Origin of the sequence: Sinorhizobium psoraleae, from assembly GCF_013283645.1 — a bacterium.
GTDB classification, from domain to species: Bacteria; Pseudomonadota; Alphaproteobacteria; order Rhizobiales; family Rhizobiaceae; genus Sinorhizobium; species Sinorhizobium psoraleae.
Map to the genome: position 1 here is coordinate 240,680 of NZ_JABEKV010000003.1, position 26,850 is coordinate 267,529.

The following is a 26,850-nucleotide window of genomic DNA, read 5'->3' on the forward strand; positions in this document are numbered from 1 at the left end:
GACACGATGACGGATTTCACGCCCACCGAAATGATGACGATCGCCGCGTCGCGCGAACTTTCCAATGACGACGTCTGCTTCGTCGGCATCGGCGCGCCCTCGGCTGCCTGCAACATCGCCCGGCTGACGCATGCGCCGGACATTACGCTGATATACGAGAGCGGCACCGTCGGCACCAAGCCGGACGTCCTGCCGCTGTCGATCGGCGACGGCGAGCTTTGCGACACCGCCCTCTTCACCGTCTCCGTCCCGGAAATGTTCCGCTACTGGCTGCAGGGCGGGCGCATCACCACCGGCTTTCTCGGCGGCGCGCAGATCGACCGCTTCGCCAACCTCAACACCACCGTCGTCGGCCCCTACGACCACCCGAAGGTCCGCCTGCCGGGTGGCGGCGGCGCGCCGGAGATCGCCTCCAATTGCGGCCGCATCTTCATCACTATGGCTCTCTCGAAGCGCGGCTTCGTCGAGAAACTGCCCTTCATCACCTCGATGGGTCACGGCGAAGGCGGCGACCACCGCGAACGGCTCGGCATGAAGACGAAGGGGCCGACCCGCGTCATCACCGATCTTTGCATCCTAGAGCCCGATCCCGAGACGAAGGAACTGACCGTCGTCTCCATCCATCACGGCGTCACGCGCGGGCAGATCGTCGAGAACTGCGGCTGGGCGATCAAGTTCGCCGATACCGTCATCGAGACGCCGGTGCCGACCGAAACGGAACTTGCGGTGCTGCGCGACATCAATGCCCGCACCAAGAAGGCCCATCAGGGCGCGGACAAGGGCAAGGAGGCCGCCTGATGCGCGACGTTTTCATCTGCGACTATATCCGCACGCCGATCGGCCGCTTCGGCGGCTCGCTATCCTCGGTGCGCGCGGACGATCTCGGCGCGATCCCGCTCAAAAGTCTCCTGGAGCGCAACGCATCGGTCGACTGGGAAGCGGTCGACGACGTGATCTTCGGCTGTGCCAATCAGGCGGGCGAGGACAACCGCAACGTCGCGCGTATGTCGCTGCTGCTCGCCGGATTTCCGCTTTCCGTTCCCGGCACGACGATCAATCGGCTTTGCGGCTCGGGCATGGACGCCGTGATCACTGCGGCACGTGCCGTCAAGTCCGGCGAAGCCGAACTGATGATCGCCGGCGGGGTCGAATCCATGTCACGCGCGCCCTTCGTTTTGCCGAAGGCCGAAGGCGCTTTCTCGCGGCATGCCGAGATCCACGATACCACCATCGGCTGGCGCTTCGTGAACCCCTTGATGAAGAGGCAATACGGCGTCGACTCCATGCCGGAGACCGGCGAGAACGTCGCCGAGGACTATCGCGTTTCCCGTGAAGACCAGGATGCCTTTGCCGTCCGCAGCCAGGCCAAGGCCGCCGCGGCACAGGCAAACGGCCGCCTTGCCAAGGAGATCGTCTCCGTCACAATTCCGCAGAGGAAGGGCGAGCCCGTCGTTGTCGATAAGGACGAGCATCCCAGGGCAACGACGATGGAAGCGCTCGCCAAGCTCAAGGCACCGTTCCGCGAAGGCGGCACAGTCACCGCCGGCAATGCCTCCGGCGTCAACGACGGCGCGGCGGCGCTCATCATTGCCTCGGAGGAAGCGGTCAGGAAGCATGGATTGACGCCGATTGCGCGCATCCTCGGCGGCGCCTCCGCGGCCGTGCCGCCGCGGGTAATGGGCATCGGCCCGGTCCCCGCCTCCCGCAAGCTCATGGCGCGGCTCGGCATGAGGCAGGAGCAGTTCGACGTGATCGAACTTAATGAGGCCTTCGCAAGCCAGGGACTGGCCGTGCTGCGCGAACTCGGCATCGCCGACGATGACGCCCGCGTCAACCGCAACGGCGGCGCGATCGCGCTCGGCCATCCGCTCGGCATGTCGGGCGCGCGCATCACCGGCACGGCGGCATTGGAACTCGCAGAGACCGGCGGGCGCTATTCGCTCTCGACCATGTGCATCGGCGTCGGCCAAGGCATCGCGGTGGCGCTGGAGCGGGTATGACCCCGCGCCGGCGCGACACGCGTGCTTAGCGACCGTCGTGTCAATCGGTGATGTGAAATCCCACGGGCGCGTGCACGGAGGAGGCATCTTCGCTCTCGACGCTCGAGACCCGTGCTGCCGGCGGGCCTTTCCAGAACCGGCTTAACATCGTCGAGATCGCCGTCTCGGGTCCGGCAATCAGAGCGGTGACTGAGCCGTCGCGTTCGTTGCGGACCCAGCCCGCCAGGCCGAGCCGTACCGCTTCGTCGCGGGTCCAGACGCGGAAGGCGACGCCCTGCACCCTTCCGGTGATCCGCACCAGAGCCGCCTTGCGATCCTCCGCCATGGCTGCCTCCTTCGTCTTGGGGGTCCTCTAAATCTGGCGCAGACAGCGGCGAATGCAAGCGCATCGTTAGCGAGCGGTTGCGCGCACCAGGCATCCCGCGCACCATCAGCCGATACTGTTGTAAATTCCACGCCATCTCTCGATTGCGTAGAAATTTACCCACGTCGGGCTTGAAGATGTTGCATCGCAGCATTATTGTATGACTTATCGATAGAGCCTTCCTCCTCCCGGCTCCATCGTGGGATCGGCAACCCTCCTCCTCCCAGTTGCCGATCAGGATCGAAAGCCCGGCGCAACTCCTCCCGCGCCGGGCTTTCTCTTTTGAAGGCTGATGCAGCCGATTTAAGGACACAACATGCAGCGGTTCGAAGTGCTGCAGCGTCCTTTGGGCGTCTGATAAGACGCGCGGCGCTGTAGGGTCGAAGCGTTGAGGCTATCGCGATAGAATGGCGGTCACCTGCACATTTGGGAACGTTTGAGCGGGTCCGGCATCCAATGTGCGACAAGGAGCCACGCCATGCCCATCGCCGAAACAGTCCCTTCCCGAAAACGAGAGATGCCGTCGCGCGACATCGACGCCTTTCGCGCGATCATGCAGACGCACAACCGCAAGCTCTATCGCATCGCGCGAAGCATCGTGCAGAACAACAGCGATGCGGAGGACGTTCTCCAGGAGGCCTATGTCCGCGCCTTCACGCATTTTTCCGAGTTCCGCGGGGAGTCAGCGATTACCACATGGCTGTCGCGCATCGTGATCAACGAGGCCTTGAGCCGGCTGCGCCAAAGTCGGCGCAGGAAACGGCTCACCGAAGACATGTCGCAAGCCCATCAGGCGGAGATCATTGCCTTCCCACTCAACGCAAACGCCGACGACCCGGAAAAGACGATGGCACAGAGACAAATTCTCGACCTGGTCGAAAAGGCGACCGACCAGCTCCCGGACATCTTTCGAACGGTCTTCGTCATGCGCGTGATCGAGGGCCTGAGCAATGAGGAGACCGCCGATCTGCTGGCGCTCCGACCCGAGACCGTCCGGACGCGGCTGCATCGGGCCCGACACCTGCTGAAGGAACAGTTGGAGCGCCAGATCGGCCCCGTCCTGATGGACGCCTTTCCCTTCGCGGGCAAACGCTGCGAGCGTCTGACGGAGGCCGTCCTCGCTCGCATCTCGCGCCCTGAGCCCGGGACCGGAAGCGGATAATCGGGAACGTTTCGACCCGCGAAGCATCCAAAGCACGTCAATTGGACATCACGCTTTAATCTTCTACAGCGCCGCGTCTTATCAGACGCGCAAAGGACGCTGTAGCACTCTGACTTGCTGGAAAGGAACATCCGATGACCATACGCTTAGCCACCGCAGCCGCTGCAATCGCCCTGCTGCTCGGGGGTAATTGGGCGCTCGCTGCCGACAAGCCGACCGATCCACAGATCGCGCATATCGCCTATACCGCAGGTGTGATCGACATCGAAGCGGCGAAACAGGCCATTGCAACGTCGAAGAACAAGACCGTCGTCGAATTCGCCGAAAGCATGGTGCGCGACCACGAATCTGTAAACAAACAGGCGCTCGATCTCGTCAAGAAGCTCAATGTAACTCCCGAAGACAACGACACCAGCAAAGCTCTGGCGCAGGCAGCTGAAACCAAGCGGGCGGAACTGGCGAAACTGACGGGCGACGACTTCGACAAGGCCTATGTCGAGAACGAGGCCGCCTATCACAAACAGGTCAACGGCGCACTGGAAACCCTGCTGATCCCTTCTGCGCAAAATACCGAGCTCAAGTCTCTCCTCGAGACCGGGCTGAAGCTGTTCCAGGGCCATCAGCAGCACGCCGAACACGTCGCGACGGAACTGAAATGAGCGCGAACCCGGCGAGACGCGCCTTTCTGGCGCTGTTCTTGGGAGCGGCGGCCATCGCCGTTCCCGCACAGGCAGAAACCATTCAGGTCACGATCGACCGCCTAGTCTACGCGCCCCCGGAGATCCAGGCGAAGGTGGGCGATGAAATCGAATGGATCAACAAAGATGCGCTCGTTCACACCGCCACGGTGCAGGGAGGCGCGGAAGTGCTCCTCCCTCCGAAAAAATCGGGTCGCCTCCCACTGCAGGAGCCGGGCAGCTTCGACTATATCTGCCGCTACCACCCGAACATGAAAGGGCACATCACCGTGCGCCCTTGACCCTACGGGGCGATAGCGACCGGCCGGTGTCCACCCCGACCGGTCGCCTGCTCAGTGCAGGCCGAGGAACTGCTTCAGCTCCGGCGTCTGCGGATTGGCAAAGACATCGTCCGGCCGTCCGATCTCGTGCACGCGACCCTGATGCATGAAGACGACACGCGAGCAGACATCGCGGGCGAACTTCATTTCGTGCGTCACCATGAGCAGCGTCATTCCTTCGGCGGCAAGCTCGCGCACGACCGCCAGCACTTCGGCGACCAGTTCCGGATCGAGCGCGGAGGTAATCTCGTCGCAGAGCAGCGCCATCGGTTGCATCGCAAGCGCGCGAGCGATCGCCACGCGCTGTTGCTGTCCGCCGGAGAGCTCGTCCGGATAGGCGTCGAATTTTTGCTCCAGGCCGACGCGCTCCAGCATCCTGCGCGCCATCTTGTCCGCCTCCGGTTTCGCCGTCTTCTTGACCACCATCTGCGACAGCATGACGTTGCCGCCCACCGTCAGATGCGGGAAAAGATTGAACTGCTGGAAGATCATGCCGATCTTCAGGCGCAGCGCCTTCAGGTGCACTTCATCGTCGTGAAGCTGAGCGCCCGCAACGGAGATTGAGCCCTTGCTGATCGTCTCAAGGCCGTTGATGCAGCGTAAGAGCGTCGACTTGCCCGAACCGCTCTTGCCGATGATAGCGATCACCTCGCCTGGCTCGACATCGAGATTGATGCCCTTCAGCACCTCGTTCTCGCCGTAGCTTTTGCGGACTTCAGTGATTTCTATGAGCGACATTGAGCTTCCTTTCGAGGATCTGGCTGCTCCAGGAGAGCGGCCAGCAAAGCGCGAAATAGATGAGGGCGACGAGGCCGTAGACGGTGAAGGGCTGGAAGGTGGCGTTGGTGACGACGGTGCCGGCCTTCGACAGTTCGACGAAACCGATGATCGAGGTCAGCGCCGTGCCTTTAATGACCTGAACGGAGAACCCGACTGTCGGTGGGACCGCGATTTTCATGGCCTGGGGCAGGATGACGTAGCGCATCTGCTGCAGCCGGCCCATGCCGAGGCTGGCGGCGGCTTCCCATTGACCCCTGGCGATCGCCTCGACGCAGCCGCGCCAGATTTCCCCGAGAAAGGCGGCGGACCAGAGGATCAGCGCCAGTCCGGCGGCAAGCCAGGCCGGCACGTCGATGCCGAAAAGGCCGAGCCCGAAAAAGGCGATGAAGAGTTGCATCAGCAGCGGCGTGCCCTGGAACAGCTCGATGTAGTATTTCGCGAGCAATCGCGACCACTTGCGCTTGCTGATGCGCAGGAAAAGCAGGACCAGCCCGACGATGCCGCCGCCGATGAACGAGACGATCGACAGAACGATCGTCCAGCGGGTGGCAAGCAGCAGGTTCCGCAAAATGTCCCAGATCGTGAACTCGATCATCGCGCCGCCCTCCTCGGAAAGATGAGCCGGCCGGTCATCGCCAGCACCTGACGAAGCAGGACCGCGAGCGCCAGATAGACGGCAGTCGAGACGATATAGGCTTCGAAGGCGCGGAAGGTTCTCGACTGGATGAAGTTCGCGGCAAACGTCAGGTCTTCCGCGGCGATCTGCGAAACGACGGCGGAGCCGAGCATGACGATGACGACCTGCGAGGAGAGCGCCGGCCAGATCCGCTGAAGCGACGGTACGAGAACCACGTGCCGAAAGGTCTCGAAACGCGTCATGGCGAGGCTGGCGCCCGCCTCGAACTGGCCCTTCGGCGTCGCCTGGATACCGGCCCTGATGATTTCGCAGCTATAGGCGCCGAGGTTGACGACCATGGCGATATTGGCCGCCTGCAGTTCACTGAGCTTAAGGCCAAGCGACGGGAGCCCGAAGAAGATGAAGAAGAGCTGGATGAGGAACGGCGTGTTGCGGATCAGTTCGACGTAAAGCGCGACGATCGGCTTCAGCCAGGCAGGGCCGAGCGCCCTCACCCAGGCGCAGAAGATGCCAAGCGAAATGCCGGCAACGGCGCCGACCGCGATCAGTTCGATCGTGATCCCGATCCCCTTGACGATCTGCGGATAGTATTCGGCGAGCCAGCCGAATTCGAATTGATAATTCAAAGGCGCACCCCTGTTTGGCAAAACATCGGCGATGCCATCCCGCCCAGTAACCCCCCGCGCGGGATGGCGGCCGGCTGATCAGAGATCGGTGGGCAAATCGGTTCCGAGCCATTTCTGTGAAATGGCGTTCAACGAGCCATCGGCCTTGGCGGCGGCAATAATGCCGTTGACCTTTTCGAGCAGCGCCGGCTGCTCCTTGCTGAGCCCGATGTAGCAGGGCGAATTCTTGATGAGGAATTTGAGCTCCGGCCGCTTCGGCGGGTTCTTGGCGAGAATGGCTGCGGCAACGACGTTACCGGTCGCAACCGCTTCGACCTGCCCGGAAAGGAAGGCGGAAATCGTCCCGTTGTTGTCCTCATAGCGCTTGATGACCGTGTCGGTCGGCGCGATCTTCGTCAGTTCCAGATCCTCGACTGCGCCGCGAGTGACGCCGACCACCTTGCCGGCGAGTTCCTCTGGTTTCGCAGCGGCGAATTCGGTTGGCCCGAAAACGCCATTGAAGAACGGCGCGTAGGCGCTCGAGAAATCGATAACCTTTTCGCGCTCGGGGTTCTTGCCGAGGCTGGAAATCACCAGATCGACCTTGTTGGTCTGCAGATAGGGAATGCGGTTGGCGCTCGTGACCGGTACGAGCTCGACCTCCACGCCCAATTTCTCGGCAATCAGATTGGCCATATCGATGTCGTAGCCGACCGGCGCCATGTCCGGTCCCACGCTGCCGAAGGGCGGAAAGTCTTGGGGAACGGCGACGCGCAGCGCGCCGCGTTCGGTGATGTCGCCGAGTGCATCGGCGTGGGAAACGGAAGCGAAGCCGACGGCGGCCGACAGCACCGCCATGGCAACGAAGTGTCTTCTTTTCAGCATCGAGGTCATTCTCCTTTGTTTACGGTTTGGCTTTGCGCGACGCCTTCGAAGACGGAGCGACGGTCTGGGGAGGAAGCGAAAGGGAGTGTCTGAGATCGGCAAGCGGGTCGGGGCGTCTTGTAAGGTCCAGCCCGGTCTCGACCTCGTCCAGATGCTCGACGGAAAGTGCTGCCGCCTTCTGGAAGTCGCCTTCCTCCATCGCGGCGACGATACTGCAATGGCCGAGATGGGACTGCATGGCGTGAAAATCGGACTGGTAGAGCATCGAAATCAGGATCGTGCGTGCAGTCAGATCGCGCAGGATATCGACGAGAATGGCGTTGCCGGCAAGTTCCGCGATGCGGATGTGGAAATCGCCCATCAGGCAGGTCAGGCGCTGCCGGTCACCGGCGGCAATTGCCGCCTTCTCGTCTGCGAGATGGGTATTGAGGACTGTGCGGCCGGTTTCCGTCAGGCGGCTCATGGTGCGCAGGAGCCCGGCCTCGATAACGCGGCGGGCGTCATAGACGGTCATCGCCTCCTCGGCGGAGGGCTCCACCACGAACCAGCCGCGCCGCGGGCTGACATTGACGATGCCGCGCGCCTCCAGTCGCATCATGGCCTCGCGCACGCGGGTGCGCGAAACATCGAAGAGCGCTGCGAGCTGGTTTTCGCTCAGCCGCGTACCGGGGCGGATTCGGGCGGAGAGAATGGAAGAGACGACGGCCTCGTCGATGCCATTCTGTGCTGTCTGTTGTGGCGACAAATCTTGCATACAAGGCGAGCAAGCAAGCGTCGTGCCAATTTCAGATTGTTATATTTTCAGCAACTTGCGGCCCAGTCCTGCACGTTTGGTAACCAGCCATGCATTTCGCGTGTTTATTTGAGCGCCTCTTCGTCAGTAGCCGATGGGCGACTTAGCGGTGCGAACGTCGAGAAGAGGCGGGGCGGATCAGACCGCCGCGCACGGCACTCATTCCGTCCAGATAGCCACATCGACCGGCGCGAGCCGTCGGCCGCCGACATGGAACGTCGCCGTCTCTGCCGCCGGAACCTCTGCCGTCGCCTTGCCGAAATTGAAGGCAAAGAGAAGCCGTCCGCGGCGTGTTACCCGCAGATCGCCGAGCTCGGTCAGGCTTTCCACCCCGGCCCAGCCGAGCGCGTCGCCAATCACCTTCTGGAGGAAGTCGCCGCGCGCGACGGTCGCGAGGTAGCGCGCCTTTTCGTTGCCGACGAGCGCCGGTGCGCCGTTGCGGTATTCGCCATCGAAAGTGGCGAGCACCGTCTCGCCGGTTCTGATGCTTTCGCGCCAGACGCCGGCCTCAAAGATCTCGTTGCCGTAGAGAACGGTTTCCTTGTGGAAGTCCGGCAGCGACTCGACCCGGGCGACGCTGACATCGATCAGCGTCGAAAGCGGTCCCGGCGGCAGGCCTTCGGGAATGTGCATGTCCTCGGTCTTGCTTCCGCTGCGCGCGCCGAAAAGGACCTTGGCGCCCGACCTTGCCAACCGTTCGACAAAGGCTGCGTCGGCAATCGTCAGATCGGGCGCCAGCACCAACTGATAGCCGTCGACGTCGGAATGCGGGCCGATGAAATCGATGTCGACGCCGAGCCGTGACACCGTCGCGTACCAATCGAGCGCCGTGGCTGCGGCGGAATAGCTGCGGCCCTGCGGCAGTGCGCGTGTCGCCCAGCGGGAGCTGTAGTCGAGCACGATCGCGACCTTCGCCTTGCCGCGCGTCTCGCCCTTCGGCAGCCGTTTCATCTCGTTGGCCACCTGCGCGACTTCCAGATAGCCCTGGTCCGCTTCGCTGTTCGGCAGCAGCAGGCCCGCATGGAACTGCTCCTGTGCAAAGGGCACTTGCCGCCAGCGAAAATAGGACACCATGTCGACCCCGTGGGCATAGGCGAGCCAAGTCCAGAGCCGCACCATGCCGTCGGCCGGCGACTGGTTGTGCGCCGCCCAGTTTACCGGCCCCGGCTGCTGCTCCATCACCCAGACGCGGCCGCGGCCGACCGCCCGATAGAGGTCGTGGTTGAACGCCGGCTGGTCGGGGTCGCCAACGCGCAGGTAGTGCGCCTTGTCTTCCGCCGCCAGCCGACCGTTCAAGAGCCCGCCCATCGGGTAGACATCCCAGGAGGCAATGTCGATGTCCTCGCCGACCTTGTAATGGTCGAAGTCTGTATTCTGCGACATGAAGTTATGCGTCACCGGACGGCCTGGCGAATGCGCACGGATGATATCGACCTGCGCCCTGTTGAAGCTCTTCACCTGACCTGAGGAGAAGCGGATGAAGTCGACGATATGGGTTGGGCTCGGCTCCTCGACGAGATTGTTCGGCAGTTCCACCTCGTCGAAACTGTTGTAGTGCATCGCCCAGAACGACGTACCCCAGGCGCGGTTCAGCTCCTCGACGGTTCGATAACGCTCAGCGAGCCATAGCCGGAAGGCGCGCAGCGCCTCGTCCGAATAGCTGTAGATCGTGTCGTGGTCGCCGTATTCGTTGTCCGTCTGCCAGGCATGCACATAGGCGCTTTCGCCATAGCGTGTAGCCATTGCCTCCGTGATGCGGGCGGCCTCCTGGCGGTACCGGCGGCTTGAGAAGCAGTAGTGGCGGCGCGCGCCGAACTTGCGCACGACACCGCGGGCGTCGACCGGCAGGATGTCCGGATGACGGTCGACCAGCCACTTCGGCGGCGCAGCCGTCGGCGTGCCGAGAATGACCTTGAGCCCGGCACCGCCAAGCACGTCGATCGCCTCGTCCAGCCATTCCCAGTGGAACTCGCCGGACCTCGGCTCGATCCGGCCCCAGGCGAACTCGCCGATGCGAACCCAGGCAAGCCCGAGCTCCACCATGCGGCTTGCATCCTCGTCCCATTTCTCGCGCGGCCATTGCTCCGGATAGTAGCAGACGCCGAGTTCGAGCATATCGGAGCGCTGGAGGTCGGGATTGAAGCGGTTAGGTCTGGTCAGCGGCAGATGCAAGGTGGGTTCCTTTGTCACTTTAAATTGGCGACTGCAGGCGAAGCCTTCGTCGCAGCAACGAGCCGGCGGGCGCCGGGATAAAAACGTTTATATTTTTGGTCCGTTCGTTAGAACTTTTCGCGGTTCATTGCAGCCGTGGAATTGCTCTACCTCTTTTGAATTCACGCAGTCCCGGACGGAAACTTGTTACACGCTTTTCCTGGCTTAGCGCTCCGGCCTGAGGCGATCGTCGCATCGCTCGATAAGGTCGGGCATCAGCAGAATTTGCAGCGCCTCCGGTTGTTCGCCCTCCATGCGGCGCAGGATGAATTTGCCAAGCAGCGCGCTTGGTTCGCCGATCGGCAAGTAATAGGTCGTGATCGGCGGCGCGAAATACTGGCTGACGTTCAAGTCGTCGGTGGCATTGATGACCGCGTCGCGACCATGGACGAGGCCCCGCGCATGGAAGCCGGAGAAGGCACCAAGCGCGGTGGCCTCGTTGGCGCAGATATAGGCGGTCGGCGGATCCGCAAGTTGAGACATGGCGATCACGTTTTCCCGGCCGAAGGCTGGGGTCAGCCGCCCATGGGCGACCAAGGCCGGATCATAGGGAAGGCCCGCTGTGTCGAGCGCTTGCCGGTAACTGTTAAGCCGAACAATGCCGTAGGTCAGCTGCTCCACCGGATTGAGCAGGGCGATGCGCCTGTGCCCGCGCGCGACCAAGCGCGCCATCGACACGCGGATCATTTGCTGGTTGTCGGCGTCCACATAGGCGTGCGGCTCGTTCTCGATGCTCATGCCATAGGTGACGAAGGGAAAATCCGCCTCCTGCATCACACGGATGCGCGGATCGTCGGCGCGCGTACCGGAAATGATGATGCCGTCCGCCTTTTTCAGCGAGACGATCTGCTTGATCGTCGCGAGGCTTTCCTTAAAATCGCGCACGGCAAAGAGGGCGACGCGGTAAGGGCTTTCCTCCAGCGCCCAGGAAATACCGCTCAGGAGTTGGGCGTATTCGACGCCTTCCCATTCGTCCTGCTTCGGCCCCGGCGCCGTCATGATCGCGGCGACCTGAAAGGTCTTGCCGGTACGCAACTGCACGCCGTGAAGGTTAAGCTCGTAGCCGATCCGCTCGGCGGCATCGAAGACGATCGCGCGCGTTTCCGGACGAACCTGCGGTGAGTGTTTCAACGCCTTGGACACGGTGGCGATCGACAGCCCCGTCTCCTGCGCAATGGTCTTGATCGTCGGTCGCTGCATCGCCCGTTCAACTCTTTACCGGTTTTCGTCGCAGAGGGATTGCGCCAGCAGCAGATAGACCGCCGACGTCCAGGCGAACGCCCGGTCGTGCAAGCCCCTCCCCGACCGTGCGTCGAAGTTTTCGGCCATACCGCTTTTGTTGGCAAGTGCACAGAACTTTTGCGCGATTTCTCGCGCCAACGCGCCCTCGCCCTGCCGACGCAGGCCGTCCCAAAGGAGGTAGGTCGTCGGCGCCCAGATCGGCCCTCGCCAGTAGCCGTCGTCTTCGTAGAAGCGGCTCTGCGGGCTCTCGGTCGCCGGCCCCCATTCGGTAATGAAGCCGCCCGCCTTGAGCCTGGCGACAAGCGTTTTACTGATCGCCGCCGGAAGGCGCTTACCGAGAAGCAACGGCATGAATTGGATCAGGCTTTCCCCGTCGACAACGCGGTCAGGATCGCTTGCGAGCCTCGCGCCAAATGTCTCGCCGGTCCACAGCCGGTCGATCAGCAGCGCCTGCAGCCTGTCGGCCGTCTCGGACCAGACGGCGGCGCGGCTGGCTTTGTCCGCGAGCAGCGTGGCAAGGGCGTCGCAGGCAAGGATCAGGAACACCGGCAGGTCGGGAGAAAGAACCGGGCCGCCCTTGGCAAAGAAACTCGCATTGTCCCAGCCGCTGTCGTTGCCATGAAAATAGCTCGGCAGTTCGTGTTCGCCGGCTCGCGCACAGGTGAGCCAATAGGCAATCTGCCGGCCGATCGCAGTGCAAAGATAGGCTTTGCGCTCGGGCGTCAGGAAATCCGGCTGCGCCGTGGCGATCAAGGACACCGCCCAGCCGTGCACCGGCGGCTTGGTAAAGGCGAAGAGCACGTCGCGGTCGTTCACATAGTCGGGCAAGAGGCCGGAGGGGTGCTGATGATCGAAGATCGCGGCAAACTGGTCGAAGGCGAGCTTTTCATCGAAAGCCGCCACACCCAGCGCCGAGAAAGCGTTATCCCAGCTCCAGATGTTGATCATGTGATTTTTCGACATGTAGATCGCCGGCCGCGTCAGCGCGCCGCCGGCGGGCACGGCATTCGCCCAGAGCAGGTAGGCGGCAAGCCGGTGCGCTTCCTCTCCGCCCGCCACGCCTGCGGGTACCGATCGATACCAGGCGGAAAACTCCGCCGCCACGCCGGCATGCGCCTCGTCGAAGCCGCTTGCCTTTTCCAGCGGCGGCAGCGCGCGGAAGAAATCCACGTTGCCTTCGAAGCCGTCTTCACCGGAGAAGACGAAAGAGACCTCGGTCGAACGATCGCGCTGCCATTCACCGGAGACGGCAAGATCTCCTGAAACAACTCTTGGAATGAACTTGACGTTTTCGGCGGCCGCGACGAGGCAATCCTCGCCGGCGGGCGTGCGGTAGACATAGTCGTAGCGCGAGCCTTCGAGATGGAAGCGAACGCCCCCGCGCTCGCCTTTCAGATGCAACCGCTCGCCCTCGCCGATCACGAAACGCACGCAACCCTCGCCGATCCGCGCGACCAACTGGTCCGGCGACAACTCGAAGCGAGCCTGGGCGATTTCTCCTGTCCGATCCAGGAATTCGACGCGGCAGAGTCGACCAAGCGAGGGACGCTCGTCACCGCCGCTGACGTGTCTCAGATAGAGGGCGCGCTCGCTCTCACGGCCCGGCACGCGCATCATCGAAAGCGTCAGGAACCGTCCCCTTCGGCTGAAGGGAACATGCTCGATATCGAACAGCATGGCCTAACCTTTCACCGATGAGCCGACCGCGCCATCCATGATGTAGCGCTGCGCTAGGAAAAAGAGCACGAGCGGCGGCAGGCAGAGGATCACGGTAATCGCCGCGATCGAGGTCACGTCGACCTCATGCAGGCCCTTGAACATCGAAAGCCCGAGCGTCAGCGTGTATTTCGACTGGTCGTTGAGGAAGATCAGCGGGCCGAGATAATCGTTCCAGGCATTCATGAAATGGAAGGTCCCGACGAGCACCAGCGCCGGCATCATCAGGGGCATATGGATGCGCCAATAGATGTCGAAGCTATTCGCCCCGTCCATCCGCGCCGCCTCGTCGATCTCCATCGGCACCGTCATGATGTATTGCCGGAGCAGGAAGACGAAGAACGCATCGGCGAAATAGGCAGGCACGATCAATGGTTTGAGCGTGTTGATCCAGCCCAGCATGTTGAACTCCATGTAGAGCGGAATCATCTTCACGTCCCACGGAATCATCATCGTTGCGAGCAACAGGATGAAGAGCGCATCGCGCCCGGGAAATCGAAAGCGGCCAAAGCCGAAGGCGACGAGCGAACTCGAGAGTAGTTGCCCCACCGTCGAGAAGACGACGACGATCAGCGAGTTCGTGAGATAGGTGCCGAACGGCTGCTTGCTCCAGGCGGCGGCAAAGTTCTCCCAGTGCCATTCGGACGGCCAGAAGACCGGCGGGAACTGATAGAGTTCGGCCGAGCTTTTGATCGCCGTCATGAAGGTCCAGTAGAAGGGCGGGATGAAGAGCGCGGAGGCAAGGATCAGCGCCGAATAGAGGAAGGTCTTACGCATTGCGCTCTCCGTCGGCCTGGCGGATCTCGCCTTCGTAGTAGACCCAGGCGGCAGACCAGCGCATCACCATGAGGCTCAAGGCAAGCACGATGACGAACATCACCCAGGAGCCGGCTGCGGCATAACCCATGTCGAAATATTTGAAGGCGTTGTCGTAGACATACATGGCGAAGAAATAGGTTGAACCGAGCGGACCACCCCTCGTCAAAAGCAGCGCGATCGTCAGTTGCTGGAAGGCGGAGATGATCGAGGTGACGAAGGTGAAGACGAGCATCGGCCCGAGCATCGGCAGCGTGATGAACAGCATCTGGGCCCAGCCCGGCACGCCAGAGATGGTCGCGGCCTCGTAAAGCTCCTTCGGGATCGCCTTGAGGCCTGTGAGCAGAATCAGCATCGTGCCGCCGAGCCCCCAGAGGCTGGCGATGATGATCGCGACGATCGCGAGATTGGGATCGCCGAGCCAGTTCGGGCCCTCGATGCCGACGAGCGACAGCATGAAGTTCAAGAGCCCGTATTCCCTGCTGTAGATCCAGTTCCAGATCGTCACCAGCGCGACGCCGGAAATGACGCTTGGCAGATAGAAGGCGGTGCGGAAGAAGCCGCTGGCAAAGGTCACGTGGTGCAGCATCAGCGCCAGGAAGAACGACATGACGATGTTGAACGGCACGTAGATCGCCGCGAACTTCACGGTGATCCAGAGGCTCTCCCAGAACTGCGGGTCCTCGGTGAACATCGAACGGTAGTTGTCGAGGCCGACGAAGGTGCGCTCGCCGACCACCGGCCAGTCGAAGAAACTCATCGTCAGCGAGAACAGGAGCGGCCCGAGCGTGAAGAACAGGAAACCGAGGATCCACGGGGAAATGAACAGATAGGGCGCAATGTGACACATTGCGCTCGCACGCTTGCGGCGCGCCGCTCCTGTCTGCGTTCCGGCATAGGCCATATCCATTTCCCCGTTCCTCGCTTATTTCAACAGTCGCTTCGAGCGAGCCACGGCATCGTCCAGATGCGCCTTGGCGTTGCCCTGATCGATCATCGTCGCCTCGATGGCGCGCGCCAGGTTGTCCTGGATCTTGCCCCAGTTCTCGTTCTTCAAATACGCGTGGATTTCGGTGTCAGAGGTGGCGAGAATGTCGAAGAACGGCTTGTAGACCGGGTCCGTGGTCATCCCCTTCTCTTCGGCGACGCTGGTGCGGACCGGCAGGTCGTTGGTGCGCATGGCAACCGCTTCCGGCGAAGAGAAGAACTTTACGAATTCCCAGGCGAGATCCGGATGGGCGGCGTCCTTGGCGATCGAAATCGCCGATACACCGAGCGCTGAATGGGCGACATGGTCGCCGAACTTCGGCAGCGGCGCCACGCCATAGTTGAAGCCGGCAGCATCGATGCCCGCCTTCGACCACATGGCGCTCTGGAACATGGCGATCTTGCTGCCCTTGAAGAGCGTCGCGCCCGACGTATCGTCGCCGAGATTGAGGGTCACCGCCTCCTGCGTCTTGGCCATATCGGCGAACATGTCGAGCACCTCGGCGGCCGCATCGCTGTTCATGTAGCCATCGATCTCCTTGCCGTCGTCGGAGATGTATTTGGTGCCGTTCGACCACAGGAACTGCTCGAAGTCATAGGGGTCCGGTTTGGCGTCGACGGCGAAGCCATAGACCTTGTTCGCCTCATCGCGGAACTTCGCGGCCTTGGCGCGCAGGTCCTCCCAGGTCCAGCCGTCCTTCGGCTGCTCAACGCCGGCCTTGGCGAACATGTCCTTGTTGTAGAAGACGACCTGGGTGGTAAAGCCCGAGGGCATGCCGTAGGTCTTGCCCTCGACGCGCGTCGTGTTCATCAATCCTTGAGGAAAATCGTCCGGCTTGATCTCGGCGGCATCGCGCGCTATCAGCTCGTCGAGCGGCATCAACGACGTGTAATATTGCGGAAAATTCCACATATACATGACGTCCGGCGGATTGCCGGCGCCGAAGGCGGCGACGAGCTTCTGGTCGTAACCGTCCGCATAGGGTTCGACCTGGACCTTCACGCCCGGATGCTTTTCCTCGAATTTCTTTGCGATCGCCTGCTGGATTGCAAGGCTTTCATCCGTGTCCCAGGTCGCGAAACGCAAGGTCTCTTCCGCCCGTGTGGTCGCTCCCGTCAGCGCGAGCGCCAAAAGCGAGCCGACGATCGACTTCGTCATCTTATGCATGTCTCTCCTCCAAAACCGGGCCGCGCGGGCCCCTTCCCTTTTCTTGTTTGATGAGCGCCCGCGTCTCGGCATCGAGCGGCCGTTCGATCGCCTTCCCGTCGGCATCGAAGAGATGGCAATGCTCGGAAGGAATGCGGATATGGACGCGCTCGCGGGTTGAGACGGGATGCGTGCCGCGCACGACGGCGGTCAGATCACCGCCGCCTTCGAGGCTGATATGGACGTGGCTTTCGGTGCCGAGGCGTTCGACGAGCCTGACATTGCCGGCAAGATGTGCTTCATCGGGCGATGTCAACGCCAACTTGTCCGGGCGAATTCCTAGCGTCACGGGGCAGTCGCGGCCGATCGGCGCGGGCGAAAGCGTGTCGAGCGAAAGCTCCCGCGCGAGCCCGCCGCCGGCAAGCCTCAGGCCCGTCTCGCTCTCGTCCGCCACGTTGGCGCTGAGGAAATTCATGCGGGGAGAGCCGATGAACCCTGCGACGAAGAGGTTTGCCGGCCGATAGAACAGTTCCAGCGGCGTGCCGAACTGGCTGACCTTGCCCTTGTCGAGCACGACGACGCGATCGGAGAGCGTCATCGCCTCCACCTGATCATGCGTCACATAGATCATCGTCACGGCGAGACGCTCGTGCAGGGCCGCGAGCTCGACACGCATCGTCACGCGTAGCCCCGCATCGAGATTGGAGAGCGGCTCGTCGAGCAGGAACAGCTTCGGCTCGCGCACAATCGCCCGGCCGATCGCCACGCGCTGGCGCTGGCCACCGGAAAGCTGGCGCGGCTTGCGGTTCAGAAGCTCGGTGATGCGCAACACCTCCGCCGCGTTCGTGACGCGTCGTTCGATCTCGTCGCGCTTCATGCCGTTCAGCGCCAGGCCGAAGGAGAGGTTCTTGCGGACGTTCATGTGCGGGTAGAGCGCGTAGTTTTGGAACACCATCGCAATGTCGCGCTTCGCCGACGGCAAGTCGGTGATGTCACGTTCGCCCAGGCGGATCGAGCCGCCATCGAGATTTTCGAGCCCGGCGATCGAGCGCAGCAACGTGCTCTTGCCGCAGCCCGATGGGCCGAGGAAGCAGACGAACTCGCCGTCTGCGATGTCGAGGTCGATGCCCTTCAACACTTCCAGCGAGCCGAAGCCCTTGCGAAGATTTTCGATGCGGATCGCTGCCAAAAAATCTCTCCCCAAAGCGCATAAGGCGATCACTCCCGCCGATTCAGCGTATAGTTAAACGTTTTTATTAACGATAAAAACGTTTAACTTTTTTGTAAAGCGAAAACTGCATCTCAGAGACCGTTTGAATGGCGCGGCCGTTTGAGGCGGCCATGATTCAAGTTTCTCATGTCGACGCAGCGACTCAGACCCGGATGGCCGCCGCTGTTGGGGCACCGCAAGCGTCCCGTTGTTGGACTAGGCGACACCTTGTAGATTGGAACGACACCTTGGAGATTGGGAACATGGCGCTCAAGCGGATGGACAACGTAGGAATCGTCGTCGAAGACCTCGGAGGCACGATTGATTTCTTTCGCGAACTCGGCCTCGAGCTCGAAGGACAGGCCACGATCGAAGGAGAATGGGCCGGACGTGTCACTGGACTGGGCGATCAGCGTGTCGAGATTGCCATGATGCGCACACCGGACGGCCACAACCGGGTCGAGCTCTCCCGCTTCCTCACGCCGCCTGTCGTCGCAGATCACCGGAACGCTCCGGTCAACGCTCTCGGCTACCTCCGCGTCATGTTCACCGTGGACGACATCGACGAGACGCTTGAAAGGCTTCGCACGCATGGCGCGCAGCTCGCAGGCGAGGTAGTCCAGTATAAAGACGCGTATCGGCTCTGCTACATCCGTGGGCCTGAAGGGCTTCTCATCGGACTCGCCCAAGAACTCAGCTGAGCGCAATACGAAGACAAATGGCGAAGAGTGACCAACCAGCGCGTCCGAGGCCGACCCGCCTGGTCGAGATCCATCCCTCCACGGTCGGCCCGGCAGGGCAGAGGGGGTGTTGACACCACTGCAGCCGGATTCGACTCTGGCCGGCTCCGCCCGCGACCGGTTGATCAACGCCTCGCAACCCTTGCCAGCACCTCGTCGAGCGCATCGAGGAAATAGTCGCAGTTCTCTGCGCTGAAGGGTGCCGGCGGCTTTATCTTCAGCACGTTGTGATGCGGTCCTTCGCTTGAAAGCAGGATCCGGTGCTTCCTCTTCATCTCGGCGATGACGAAGTCGAGTTCGGTCGCGGCCGGCTCCAGAGTATCGCGATCGCGCACGAGTTCGATGCCGTTGAAGAGGCCGTGGCCGCGCACGTCGCCGATGGTCGGGTGCCGCTCCGCAAGCCGGCGCGCGCCATCCATCAAACGTTTGCCGACGACCCCGCAATGGTGAACCAGCCGCTCGTCGCGAATGACGTCGAGTACGGCAAGTCCGATCTCGGCCGAAACCGGATTGCCGCCGAAGGTGTTGAAGTATTCCATGCCGTTGGCAAAGGTCGCCGCGATCGCCTCGGTGGTGACAACGGCCGCCATCGGATGACCGTTGCCGATCGGCTTTCCCATGGTGACGATATCGGGTACGACGCCTTGGGTCTCGTGCGCCCACATGTGAGTGCCGACACGGCCGAAGCCCACCTGCACCTCGTCCGCCAGGCACAATCCGCCGGCAGCGCGCACATGGGAGTAAGCCTGCTCCAGATATCCTTCCGGCAGGACCAATTGGCCGCCGGTCCCCAAAATGCCCTCGCTGAAGAACAGCGCCGGCTTGCGGCCTTCCGCCGCCAGCGCTTCGACCTGACGTTTGACGTCTTCGGCATATTTCGCCCCCGCATCGGCATCGCCGTAGCGGTAGCGGCCACGGTAGAGATCCGGCATCTCGGCGACGCGCACATGCGCCGGCCTGCCCTCCCCGCCTTTGCCGGCGAATTTATAGGGACTGACGTCGATCAAGCTCGAGAGATGGCCGTGATAGGCGTGATCGACGGTGATGATGTCGCGGTTGCCGGTATAGGCACGGGCGAGCCGGATCGCGAGATCATTCGCCTCGCTGCCGGAATTGACGAAGAAGCAGACGTTCAGGGGGTCGGGGAAGAGTGCGGTCAGCCGCCGCGAATATTCGACCAGGCTGTCGTGCAGATAGCGCGAATTGGTATTGAGCCGCGCCATTTGCGTCCCGGCCGCCTTGACCACCCGCGGATGGCAGTGGCCGACATGGCAGACATTGTTGACCATGTCGAGCCAGCGTTTTCCCTCCTCGTCGATAAGGTGAGCGCCTTCACCGCTGACGATCTTCAGGGGTGCCGCGCTATAGGCGATGCTCAACGACCGGCCGATGCGGCGATGGCGTTCGCGCACCAGAAATTCCTTGTCGCGCGCAACGGTGACCGATGCCGGCACCGAAAGCCCGAGCACGACGCTCGGATCAGGGCTCACCTCGCGCCAGATCTGCCATTGGTCGCGCACGCCGACGCCATGCATCCGCGCTTCGAGACCGAGGTGATCGGTAACGATCTGGAAATGCAGATGCGGCACCCAACCGCCGTTTTCATCGCGGGCGCCTAGGGCCGCGAAAGCCTCTCCCTTGGCGATCGGCTGACCGATCGCAAGTTTTTCCGCGCTCTCGCGCGACAGGTGACCGTAAAGCGTCCAGAACACGTCACCCTCGGCGGTCACGTGCTCAATGAGCACCGTCGGACCGAAACCGTGCGCCACGGCGTCGTCATGGTAGAAGGCGACCTTGCCCGCAAACGGTGCATGAACGGATTCGCCGGCCGGCGCAAAAATATCAACGCCGAGATGGACGGTGCGCCGCTGGCTCGCGACCGTCGTGCGATAGGCATCCCCCTTGTAGACCGCGCGGTCCTCGCCATAGAGGCCAAGGCCGAAGTCCGCGCCCTCGTTGCGGATAAGTGCCTCGATCCGGGCTTCCGCCTCCGCCTTGTCAAGTGTCGCCCAGTCGTTCGCAGCGAGCCCGCTTGCCGAAAAATCGAAGACCGCTGCCTTCGGCTTCGAGACTGCCGGCCTTATGATTCTCGAAAAATCATGGGCGTTCTGCTCGAGCCAGCGCAAGATGCGCGCCGCCGTGGGAACCGGTTCGAAGCCACAGGCGTCGCGAAGGCGGGCAACGGCAATTGCCCGGTTTTCGCGCTCGATTCGCTGCAGTTCGCGCCAGACATCCTCCTGGCTGACGAGCAGATAGGTGTTCTCAGGATTGTCGCGGATCTGTTTTGCTGCCATGCAGATGCTGACGGCGTAGCGGGTGCGCACGAGGTCGAAGATCAGCTCGACTTCGGTTTCCGTAAGCGAGTTGGCGCCGTGATAAGCGCCGGCAAGGCGGGCGATGGTGCCGACCGCATCCTCCGCGCCGATCAAAGCATAGGCGGAGGCCACCGCGATCTCGATGACGCGAAAAGTCTCGACCATGTCACCGAAGTCGAGCAGACCGCTGACGCGTCCATCAGCGTCGAGAAGCACATTGTAGTCGTTGGCGTCGTTGTGGATCACCTGCCGCGGGCAAGCCTTCAGGCGCGGCAGCACGGCGGAAACGAAATGATCGAGAATGGCGCGAAGCACGTTGCGCTTTTCCTCGTCCGCGATCAGATCGACATGGGTGCGATGCATCTCGGCCTGGGCGAGATCCCAGCCGTAAACGCGCCCTGCACCCGGATGATCGAAGTCCGTCAGGGCGCGGTCGAGCGCGCCGAGCAAGGCTCCCAATGTCTCGACGCTTACGGCGCTGCGGTTCGAAGCCCCCGCCCAGGTTTCGCCGGGCAGCCAGGTGAGGAGCCGGGCAAGGCGCACGCCCTTGAAGTCGACGGAACTGAGCAGCGCCCCGGAACGATCCGGCAGGGCGCGGGAGACGGGCAATCCCGGCGCTGCCAGGGCCAGGTGCTCGAGAACGGCGACCTGCATGTCGAGCTCTTCCGAAGCACCCGCCGCGTGCAGCTTCAGCAGGAAAGAACTGCCGTCGCTCGCGCGAACACGGAAATTGAGATCGTGCTCGCCCGGCAGCGCGGAGATCTCTCCCTCCATGCCATAGGTCTCGGTGAGCAGCTTTTTGATCGCCGCCATCTCCTGTCCGCCCAATTCCTTCGTCGCCATGATCCCGCTCACATTTTCACCATGAAACCCGTTTGCCGTCGAAAGCGAGGAAGCTGCCGCTATTGGCGACCCCCGCTTTGTCGATGACCGCTTTGAGCCCGGCTGCGCTCTCGGTGATCGGAACTGTCGCCGCCTCGCCGCCCATGTCGGTCTTCACCCAGCCTGGATGCAGCGACAGAACCACAACTCCGCGCTTACGCAGATCCTGAGCGAGCTTCACCGTCGCCATGTTCAGCGCCGCCTTGGAGCAGCGATAGGCATAGTCACCCTCATCGTCGTCGAGCGTACCCTCGGCCAGCGATCCGGCACGGCTGCTGATATTGGCGACAATCCGGCGCTCGCCGGCGAGAATGTTGGGCAGAAGCGCCCGCACCAGAAGAAGCGGCGCCAATGCGTTGACGCGCATGACCTCGAGGAACTCCTCCGGATCGAGCGTCCCCAAGCCGCCCGTGTCGCCGCGAATTCCGGCATTGTTGATTAGGAGGTCGATCGGCAGGCCGTCGAGTTCGCGCGCCAATGTGGCGATCGAATTGCTATCCGCGACATCCAGCCTTCGCCGGGCGAGCCCGGGGTCAATCGAAGCCGAGACGGAACGCCCGCAGGCAATCACCTGCCAGCCGGAACCGGCATAGACCCGTGCGAGCTCCAGGCCGAGACCGCGGGAAGCGCCGGTGATCAGGACCGTGGGGCCGGTCATGGTGCTCCTCCTATCGATGCTTGATGTCATATTTTCGCTCAATCATGCTGACGAGGCTCGCCGCCGCAAGCGTCAGGAAGATGTAGAAGATCGCTGCCGAGTTATAGGGTGCAAAGGGCAGGAAGCTTGCTGACTGGAACTCGCGCATGCGCTGGGTGATGTCGCGGATCGACAGGATCGACAGCAGCGACGTGTCCTTGAGAATGGCGATCAACTCGTTGCCGAGCGGCGGGATGATGATCCGGAAGGCCTGCGGCAGCACGACGAGCCGCGCCGTTTGCCAGCGGTTGAGACCGATGCTGCGCGCCGCCTCGATTTGGCCGACGGGAATGGCATTGATGCCGGAGCGAAAGATTTCGGCGAGATAGGCGGAATAGGCAAGCGCCATCGCGACGATGCCGCGCATCAGGTTAGGCGGGTCGAAGACGCCTTGGGTCGCATCCTTCAAGGCGCCGCTCAGGGGCAGGCCGACATAGAGCACGATCACCAGCATCGGTATGCCGCGGATGGTATCGACCACGAACTCCGAGCCGATCGCCAGCGGATGGCGCCTATGCAGGTAGCCGCCGAAGGTGAGCAGGCCGAGGATGATAGCGAGCACCGCGAAGGTGATGCCAGCCGACCGGTCCCGGTCGTTCAGCGTTTCGGTTTCCCAGAGTACCGGCCAACCTGCGGGAACTGCCGCCTTAGGCAAAAGCGCAGCCGTCACGTCCTTCTTCTCCGCGGCCGTGACCGCTTCGGTTGGTCCAAGGAAGGTCCTGACGGCGGACTCTTTTTCGGGCGCACCCGGATATTGGCCGAAGCGCACGGCACCGATCAGGCCGGACGGCGTGTTGCTGACGATCGCCACCTTGCCTTCGAGCGAGCCTGCAAGCACATAGGCCTCGCGTGGCTGCAGCAGGAACCAGGTGGCCACGAGGGCAAATGCGAGGGTCGCCAGCGCGAAAAGCAGGCTCGTGCGTGCAGTGTAGTGCAGTTGCAGCAGGCCGACCCAGATGAGCCCCATGACCGCCGCGAGAATATAGGCGGCGATGGCGGCGCGGATCGTCGTCGCTAACCCGGCGGCAAAGGCGATGTGTGCGAAGAAAAAGATGAAGATCAAACCCGCGCCATTGACGAGACCGAGGACCCAGCCACCGACGCTGCGGAGCCGGCTGTCCGCCGCGTCGGTGTTGCGCGTGCCGGCGAAGAAAAGGCCAAGTCCCAGCAGGGTCATCCCGAAATAGGCCGGGTAGAGTACGGATTCGACACCGTGCACCGCGAGGTCGGCCGCTTCCGTCAACTGACGGGGCGTCACGCCCTTGACCACGAGAGAAGACGTGAAGGGGTCGACGGCATTGGCGACGACGGAGGCAACGAAGGGATGAATGGTGCCGCTTGAGAGAAGGACGGCGGCGGCCACAAGATTGAGTATGGCGGCGGCCGTCGACAGCCGCGGGCGGTATGCCTTCGTCCGCGAAAGGAGCAGAACGGCGATGCCGGACGCGAACGCGATCGTCAAGGCCAGAAAGCCCGGTACGAAGGCGGAGGAACCGTTCTCCACGCCGAGTATCGCCCGCAGCGAGCGCTGGTAGTCCCCGGAGGAAGCAAAGAGATAGACGATGAATGGCAGCGCGGTCAGGATGATCAGATTGCTGGGCCGCACGCTTCTCAGAAACGACATTCATTTCTCCGAGGAGTATGTTCCGGAAAGTTCCTGGTCCCGGAACGGACAACGCGCTCCGGGACAGTCGGGTCAAGTCGGCGGTCGGCCTATTTGAGGCCCCAATATTTGTCGACGAGTTGATCCAGCGTGCCGTCGTCCTTGATCATCTTCAGCCCTTCGTTGAAGGCCGCGACATTGGCGTCGCCCTTGCGGAAGACGAGGCCGAGCGGATCGGATTCGAGGTCCTTAATCCCAACAACGAGCTCGCCGGCGAATTCGCGTTCGTAGGCCGCGGCATTGGCGCCGTTGATGACGACGCCGTCCACATCCTTGTTCTTGAGCGCTATGATCGCCGCGCTGAAACTGTCATAGGCAACGACGTTCTCCTTGCCGACGACACCCTCGGCGACCTGCGCGTCGGTGGTGTTGGCCTGGGCGGAAAGCTTTTTGCCCTTGGTCTTGAAATCATCGAGGGACGCACCCTGATCCTCGACGCGCACCAGCACGGCCTGGCTGTTGACGATATAGGCGTCGGAGAAGTCCATGGCCTTCTTGCGCTCCTCGGTGATCGAGACGCCAGAGGCGACGAGGTCGAAGTTGCCCTGATCGAGCGCGGTGAAAATGCCGTCCCAGCCGGTGGTCACGAATTCCGCCTGGCAATTGATCTTGGCACAGATGGCATTGACCACGTCGACGTCGAATCCGATGACCTGCCCGGTCGCCGGATCGACACTTTCCATCGGCGGCGACGTCGTGTCCGAGCCGACTTTCAGGAGCTGGCCGCCGAGATCGACGGCGTGGGCGGCGCCGGATGCCAGGGCCGACAGCGCAAGGGCAATCACAAATGTCTTCACGTTTTCTCCTCCGTTGTGAATTGTGGATCTCTCTACCCGACGAGACGCCCGCCGAGGCTGTCCGGCTGCCGCTCGATCAGCTTCGGCCGGAAGATCTGGCGCAGTTCCTTTGGCTCCTCGCCCGCCATGCGCCGCAACAGGAACTCACCGAGCGTGCGCCCGAGAACTTCGATCGGCTGGTAGAAGGTGGTAATCGGCGGCGTGAAATAGGCGCTGACATTGATGTCGTCATAGGCGATGACATCGACGTCGACGCCCACCTGCCGTCCGAGACTGCCGAGCGCCGAAAGCACACCGAGGGTCGTCGATTCGTTGATGCAGACAAAGGCCGTCGGTGGTTCCGCCGCCTGCAGGAGGCGAGTGGCGCTTTCCCTGCCGAACTGCGTTGAAAGATCGCCCTCGGCGACAAGATCATGAGAGGCTGGCAGTCCCGCTTCGCGGAAGGCGCGCGTAAAACCGTCGATCCTGTCGAGCGCATAAGAAAGGCGCCGCTCCGGGTTGACGAGGGCGATGCGGCGGTGACCGCCAGCAATCAGCCTTGCCGTCGCCGCATGCGCCGCCCACTCGTTGTCGATGTCGACATGGGCATAGTCGAGCGGTTGGCGGCAGCGGCCAAGCGATACGAACGGAAACCGGCTCTCCACCAGAAGATCGATGCGCGGATCGTCGTCGAGGATGCCCGAAAAGATCAACCCATCGGCCAGCCCCTGATCGATGACCCGGCGTGCGACGTCACAGCCCTCCGCCGCATCCCGAACGACATGCACCGACATGCGATAATCGCTGCCGTCCAGCGCCTGGCTGATGCCGCTCAGGATCTGAGTATATTCGACGCCGTCCCACTCGTAGTTTTGCGCGGCGGTCACCGGCATCAACACGGCTGCCTGGCAGGTCCGGCCGGTTCTAAGGGCCATGCCGCGTGCATTGGCCCGATAGCCGGCCTCGCGCGCCGCATTGAAGATCACCTCCCGGGTCGCGGGCGCGACCACCGGTGAACCGCGGAGCGCCTTCGAAATCGTGGCGATCGAATAGCCGGTGATGTCCGCCAGAGTTTTGATCGTTGGCGGTGCGCTACGGCGCGCTATGCGACTCTCGGCGGCCATGCTTCCTCCCGACCTTGGCAACCTCGCGTTCCCTAGCAGGCAATAAAAACGATTTCAATCGAAATATAAACGTTTTTATTGTCGATGACGTTGTTGTTGAAATCACGCCTCTCCTTCCTCGGCGGAAGCACACGGTCAGGTAGCGTCGCAGGCACAGTCGACAACAGGAATGGCAATCGCAGTCAGCGCGCAGCGGTCCGCCGTCTCACGGCCCGGCAAAACCAATCAAAACAGGGGCGAGCAGTTCCGCTGCTTTCCACAGGGCCGTTAGCGAGAGAAGATCGGAGGAATCGCCGGAATGCGTGCCCCTCAATGGGCAGTGTAGGCGCCGTCCACCAGGTGGACGCTTCCGGTGATGAAGCTCGCCTGCTCGGAGAGGAGGAAGCACACGAGGGAGGCGACCTCTTCCGGCGTGCCGCGCCTTCCCATCGGCTGCAGCGACATCATGCGCCGGGTGCTCGCGATGTCGGCATGCTCCGACAACAGCGGCGTCTCGATCCAGCCGGGACCGACGGCATTGATGCGGACGCCGATTCGCGCATATTCCATGGCGGCGACCTTCGTTAGCCCGACCAGGCCGTGCTTTGCTGCGGTATAGGCGGCCGCAGTCGGCAGACCAACCGAACCAAGAATGGAAGACATGTTGACGATCGCGCCGCCGCCCTGCGCCAGCATCGCGGCGATCTCGTACTTCATACAGTAGAAAACGCCGTTCAGGTTGACGTTCATCACCTTGTGCCATTCGTCGAGCGGATAGTCGGCCGTCGGCTTGCGGATGCCGTCGATCCCGGCATTGTTGACCGCCAGATGCAGGCCACCGCATTCCTCGACGGCGAACTTTACCAACTTTTCGACAGCTTCGGCGTCGGCTACATCGACGGCGAAATCAAGGGCCTTGCCTCCGGCCGAGCGAATCTCGGCGGCGATTCGGCGCGCGGCGTCAGCATCCAGATCGGCAACAACGACCTCGGCTCCCTCGCCACCGAGCTGCCGGGAAACAGCCGCGCCAATTCCGGAACCCGCGCCGGTCACGACCGCAACCTTTCCCTCGAAGCCAAGTTTCATTTTGTCTATCCTTAT

General features: G+C 62.4%; 25 protein-coding genes. 6 read left to right on the forward strand and 19 right to left on the reverse strand.

The annotated features are described in order from the left end of the window. The first annotated feature begins 6 nt into the window (after positions 1-6). Both ILFOPFJJ_RS17015 and pcaF read left to right on the forward strand, forming a co-directional pair. Positions 7-798, forward strand: coding sequence for a CoA-transferase subunit beta (locus ILFOPFJJ_RS17015; protein ID WP_173511751.1), 792 nt, complete (start codon positions 7-9; stop codon positions 796-798). Then, positions 798-2,000, forward strand: a complete 1,203-nt coding sequence (gene pcaF, locus ILFOPFJJ_RS17020; RefSeq protein ID WP_173511752.1) for a 3-oxoadipyl-CoA thiolase — start codon at positions 798-800, stop codon at positions 1,998-2,000. The genes ILFOPFJJ_RS17015 and pcaF overlap by 1 nt, the downstream gene beginning before the upstream one ends. A 40-nt stretch (positions 2,001-2,040) precedes the next feature. Here pcaF and ILFOPFJJ_RS17025 read toward each other — a convergent pair whose 3' ends face one another. Further along, positions 2,041-2,325, reverse strand: coding sequence for an acylphosphatase (locus ILFOPFJJ_RS17025; RefSeq protein WP_173511753.1), 285 nt, complete (start codon positions 2,323-2,325; stop codon positions 2,041-2,043). 517 nt (positions 2,326-2,842) lie between these two features. Between ILFOPFJJ_RS17025 and ILFOPFJJ_RS17030 the strand changes: the two genes are divergently transcribed. The 3 genes from ILFOPFJJ_RS17030 to ILFOPFJJ_RS17040 all read left to right on the forward strand — a co-directional run bounded on the left by ILFOPFJJ_RS17030 (position 2,843) and on the right by ILFOPFJJ_RS17040 (position 4,505). Continuing rightward, positions 2,843-3,526, forward strand: a complete 684-nt coding sequence (locus ILFOPFJJ_RS17030; RefSeq protein WP_173511754.1) for an RNA polymerase sigma factor — start codon at positions 2,843-2,845, stop codon at positions 3,524-3,526. A 134-nt stretch (positions 3,527-3,660) separates the two neighbouring features. Then, positions 3,661-4,185 (forward strand): DUF4142 domain-containing protein, encoded by a 525-nt coding sequence (locus ILFOPFJJ_RS17035; RefSeq protein ID WP_173511755.1) that lies wholly within the window; start codon positions 3,661-3,663, stop codon positions 4,183-4,185. Beyond that, entirely contained in the window at positions 4,182-4,505 is a 324-nt protein-coding gene (locus ILFOPFJJ_RS17040; protein ID WP_173511756.1) for a cupredoxin domain-containing protein, read from the forward strand. The genes ILFOPFJJ_RS17035 and ILFOPFJJ_RS17040 overlap by 4 nt, the downstream gene beginning before the upstream one ends. Positions 4,506-4,556: 51 nt before the next feature. Here ILFOPFJJ_RS17040 and ILFOPFJJ_RS17045 read toward each other — a convergent pair whose 3' ends face one another. The 12 genes from ILFOPFJJ_RS17045 to ILFOPFJJ_RS17100 form a co-directional block, all read right to left on the reverse strand. Then, positions 4,557-5,282: an amino acid ABC transporter ATP-binding protein gene (locus tag ILFOPFJJ_RS17045; RefSeq protein WP_173511757.1), complete on the reverse strand. Its 726-nt coding sequence runs from the start codon at positions 5,280-5,282 to the stop codon at positions 4,557-4,559. After that, on the reverse strand, positions 5,260-5,919 hold the full coding sequence (locus tag ILFOPFJJ_RS17050; protein ID WP_173511758.1) for an amino acid ABC transporter permease: 660 nt from the start codon (positions 5,917-5,919) through the stop codon (positions 5,260-5,262). The genes ILFOPFJJ_RS17045 and ILFOPFJJ_RS17050 overlap by 23 nt, the downstream gene beginning before the upstream one ends. Continuing rightward, complete coding sequence (locus ILFOPFJJ_RS17055; RefSeq protein ID WP_173511759.1) at positions 5,916-6,587, reverse strand: amino acid ABC transporter permease; 672 nt, start codon at positions 6,585-6,587, stop codon at positions 5,916-5,918. The genes ILFOPFJJ_RS17050 and ILFOPFJJ_RS17055 overlap by 4 nt, the downstream gene beginning before the upstream one ends. Before the next feature lie 78 nt (positions 6,588-6,665). Then, complete coding sequence (locus tag ILFOPFJJ_RS17060) at positions 6,666-7,451, reverse strand: transporter substrate-binding domain-containing protein (protein ID WP_173511760.1); 786 nt, start codon at positions 7,449-7,451, stop codon at positions 6,666-6,668. Between the two features lie 19 nt (positions 7,452-7,470). Continuing rightward, positions 7,471-8,205 carry a GntR family transcriptional regulator gene (locus ILFOPFJJ_RS17065; RefSeq protein ID WP_173511761.1) on the reverse strand — a complete coding sequence of 245 codons (735 nt, stop codon included), beginning with the start codon at positions 8,203-8,205 and terminating at the stop codon, positions 7,471-7,473. A 198-nt stretch (positions 8,206-8,403) separates the two neighbouring features. After that, positions 8,404-10,416, reverse strand: coding sequence for a beta-galactosidase (locus ILFOPFJJ_RS17070; RefSeq protein ID WP_173511762.1), 2,013 nt, complete (start codon positions 10,414-10,416; stop codon positions 8,404-8,406). Positions 10,417-10,620: 204 nt separating this feature from the next. Next, complete coding sequence (locus ILFOPFJJ_RS17075) at positions 10,621-11,655, reverse strand: LacI family DNA-binding transcriptional regulator (RefSeq protein WP_173511763.1); 1,035 nt, start codon at positions 11,653-11,655, stop codon at positions 10,621-10,623. A gap of 15 nt (positions 11,656-11,670) precedes the next feature. Beyond that, on the reverse strand, positions 11,671-13,374 hold the full coding sequence (locus ILFOPFJJ_RS17080) for an amylo-alpha-1,6-glucosidase (RefSeq protein ID WP_173511764.1): 1,704 nt from the start codon (positions 13,372-13,374) through the stop codon (positions 11,671-11,673). A 3-nt stretch (positions 13,375-13,377) separates the two neighbouring features. Beyond that, positions 13,378-14,190, reverse strand: a complete 813-nt coding sequence (locus ILFOPFJJ_RS17085; RefSeq protein ID WP_173511765.1) for a carbohydrate ABC transporter permease — start codon at positions 14,188-14,190, stop codon at positions 13,378-13,380. Then, on the reverse strand, positions 14,183-15,139 hold the full coding sequence (locus ILFOPFJJ_RS17090; protein WP_173511766.1) for a carbohydrate ABC transporter permease: 957 nt from the start codon (positions 15,137-15,139) through the stop codon (positions 14,183-14,185). Before ILFOPFJJ_RS17090 ends, ILFOPFJJ_RS17085 begins: the two co-directional genes overlap by 8 nt. 15 nt (positions 15,140-15,154) lie before the next feature. Continuing rightward, the gene (locus tag ILFOPFJJ_RS17095) at positions 15,155-16,384 is read right to left on the reverse strand and encodes an ABC transporter substrate-binding protein (protein ID WP_210267475.1); all 1,230 of its coding nucleotides are present in this window, start codon (positions 16,382-16,384) and stop codon (positions 15,155-15,157) included. Next, on the reverse strand, positions 16,377-17,552 hold the full coding sequence (locus ILFOPFJJ_RS17100; protein WP_173511767.1) for an ABC transporter ATP-binding protein: 1,176 nt from the start codon (positions 17,550-17,552) through the stop codon (positions 16,377-16,379). The genes ILFOPFJJ_RS17095 and ILFOPFJJ_RS17100 overlap by 8 nt, the downstream gene beginning before the upstream one ends. Positions 17,553-17,836: 284 nt before the next feature. On the opposite strand from ILFOPFJJ_RS17100, the gene ILFOPFJJ_RS17105 reads away from it, so the two are divergent. After that, complete coding sequence (locus ILFOPFJJ_RS17105; protein WP_173511768.1) at positions 17,837-18,274, forward strand: VOC family protein; 438 nt, start codon at positions 17,837-17,839, stop codon at positions 18,272-18,274. 164 nt (positions 18,275-18,438) lie between these two features. Here ILFOPFJJ_RS17105 and ILFOPFJJ_RS17110 read toward each other — a convergent pair whose 3' ends face one another. From ILFOPFJJ_RS17110 to ILFOPFJJ_RS17135, 6 genes are all read right to left on the reverse strand, one after another. Next, positions 18,439-21,471, reverse strand: a complete 3,033-nt coding sequence (locus ILFOPFJJ_RS17110) for an aminotransferase class III-fold pyridoxal phosphate-dependent enzyme (RefSeq protein ID WP_173511769.1) — start codon at positions 21,469-21,471, stop codon at positions 18,439-18,441. A 16-nt stretch (positions 21,472-21,487) separates the two neighbouring features. Continuing rightward, on the reverse strand, positions 21,488-22,168 hold the full coding sequence (locus tag ILFOPFJJ_RS17115) for an SDR family oxidoreductase (RefSeq protein WP_246299675.1): 681 nt from the start codon (positions 22,166-22,168) through the stop codon (positions 21,488-21,490). Between the two features lie 10 nt (positions 22,169-22,178). Continuing rightward, positions 22,179-23,831, reverse strand: a complete 1,653-nt coding sequence (locus ILFOPFJJ_RS17120; RefSeq protein ID WP_173511771.1) for an amino acid ABC transporter permease — start codon at positions 23,829-23,831, stop codon at positions 22,179-22,181. Between the two features lie 89 nt (positions 23,832-23,920). Beyond that, positions 23,921-24,667 (reverse strand): transporter substrate-binding domain-containing protein, encoded by a 747-nt coding sequence (locus ILFOPFJJ_RS17125; RefSeq protein ID WP_173511772.1) that lies wholly within the window; start codon positions 24,665-24,667, stop codon positions 23,921-23,923. A 32-nt stretch (positions 24,668-24,699) separates the two neighbouring features. After that, a complete protein-coding gene (locus tag ILFOPFJJ_RS17130; protein WP_173511773.1) occupies positions 24,700-25,770 on the reverse strand; it encodes a LacI family DNA-binding transcriptional regulator in 1,071 nt (356 codons plus the stop codon). 309 nt (positions 25,771-26,079) lie between these two features. Further along, the gene (locus ILFOPFJJ_RS17135; RefSeq protein WP_173511774.1) at positions 26,080-26,835 is read right to left on the reverse strand and encodes an SDR family NAD(P)-dependent oxidoreductase; all 756 of its coding nucleotides are present in this window, start codon (positions 26,833-26,835) and stop codon (positions 26,080-26,082) included. Between the last annotated feature and the right edge of the window lie 15 nt (positions 26,836-26,850).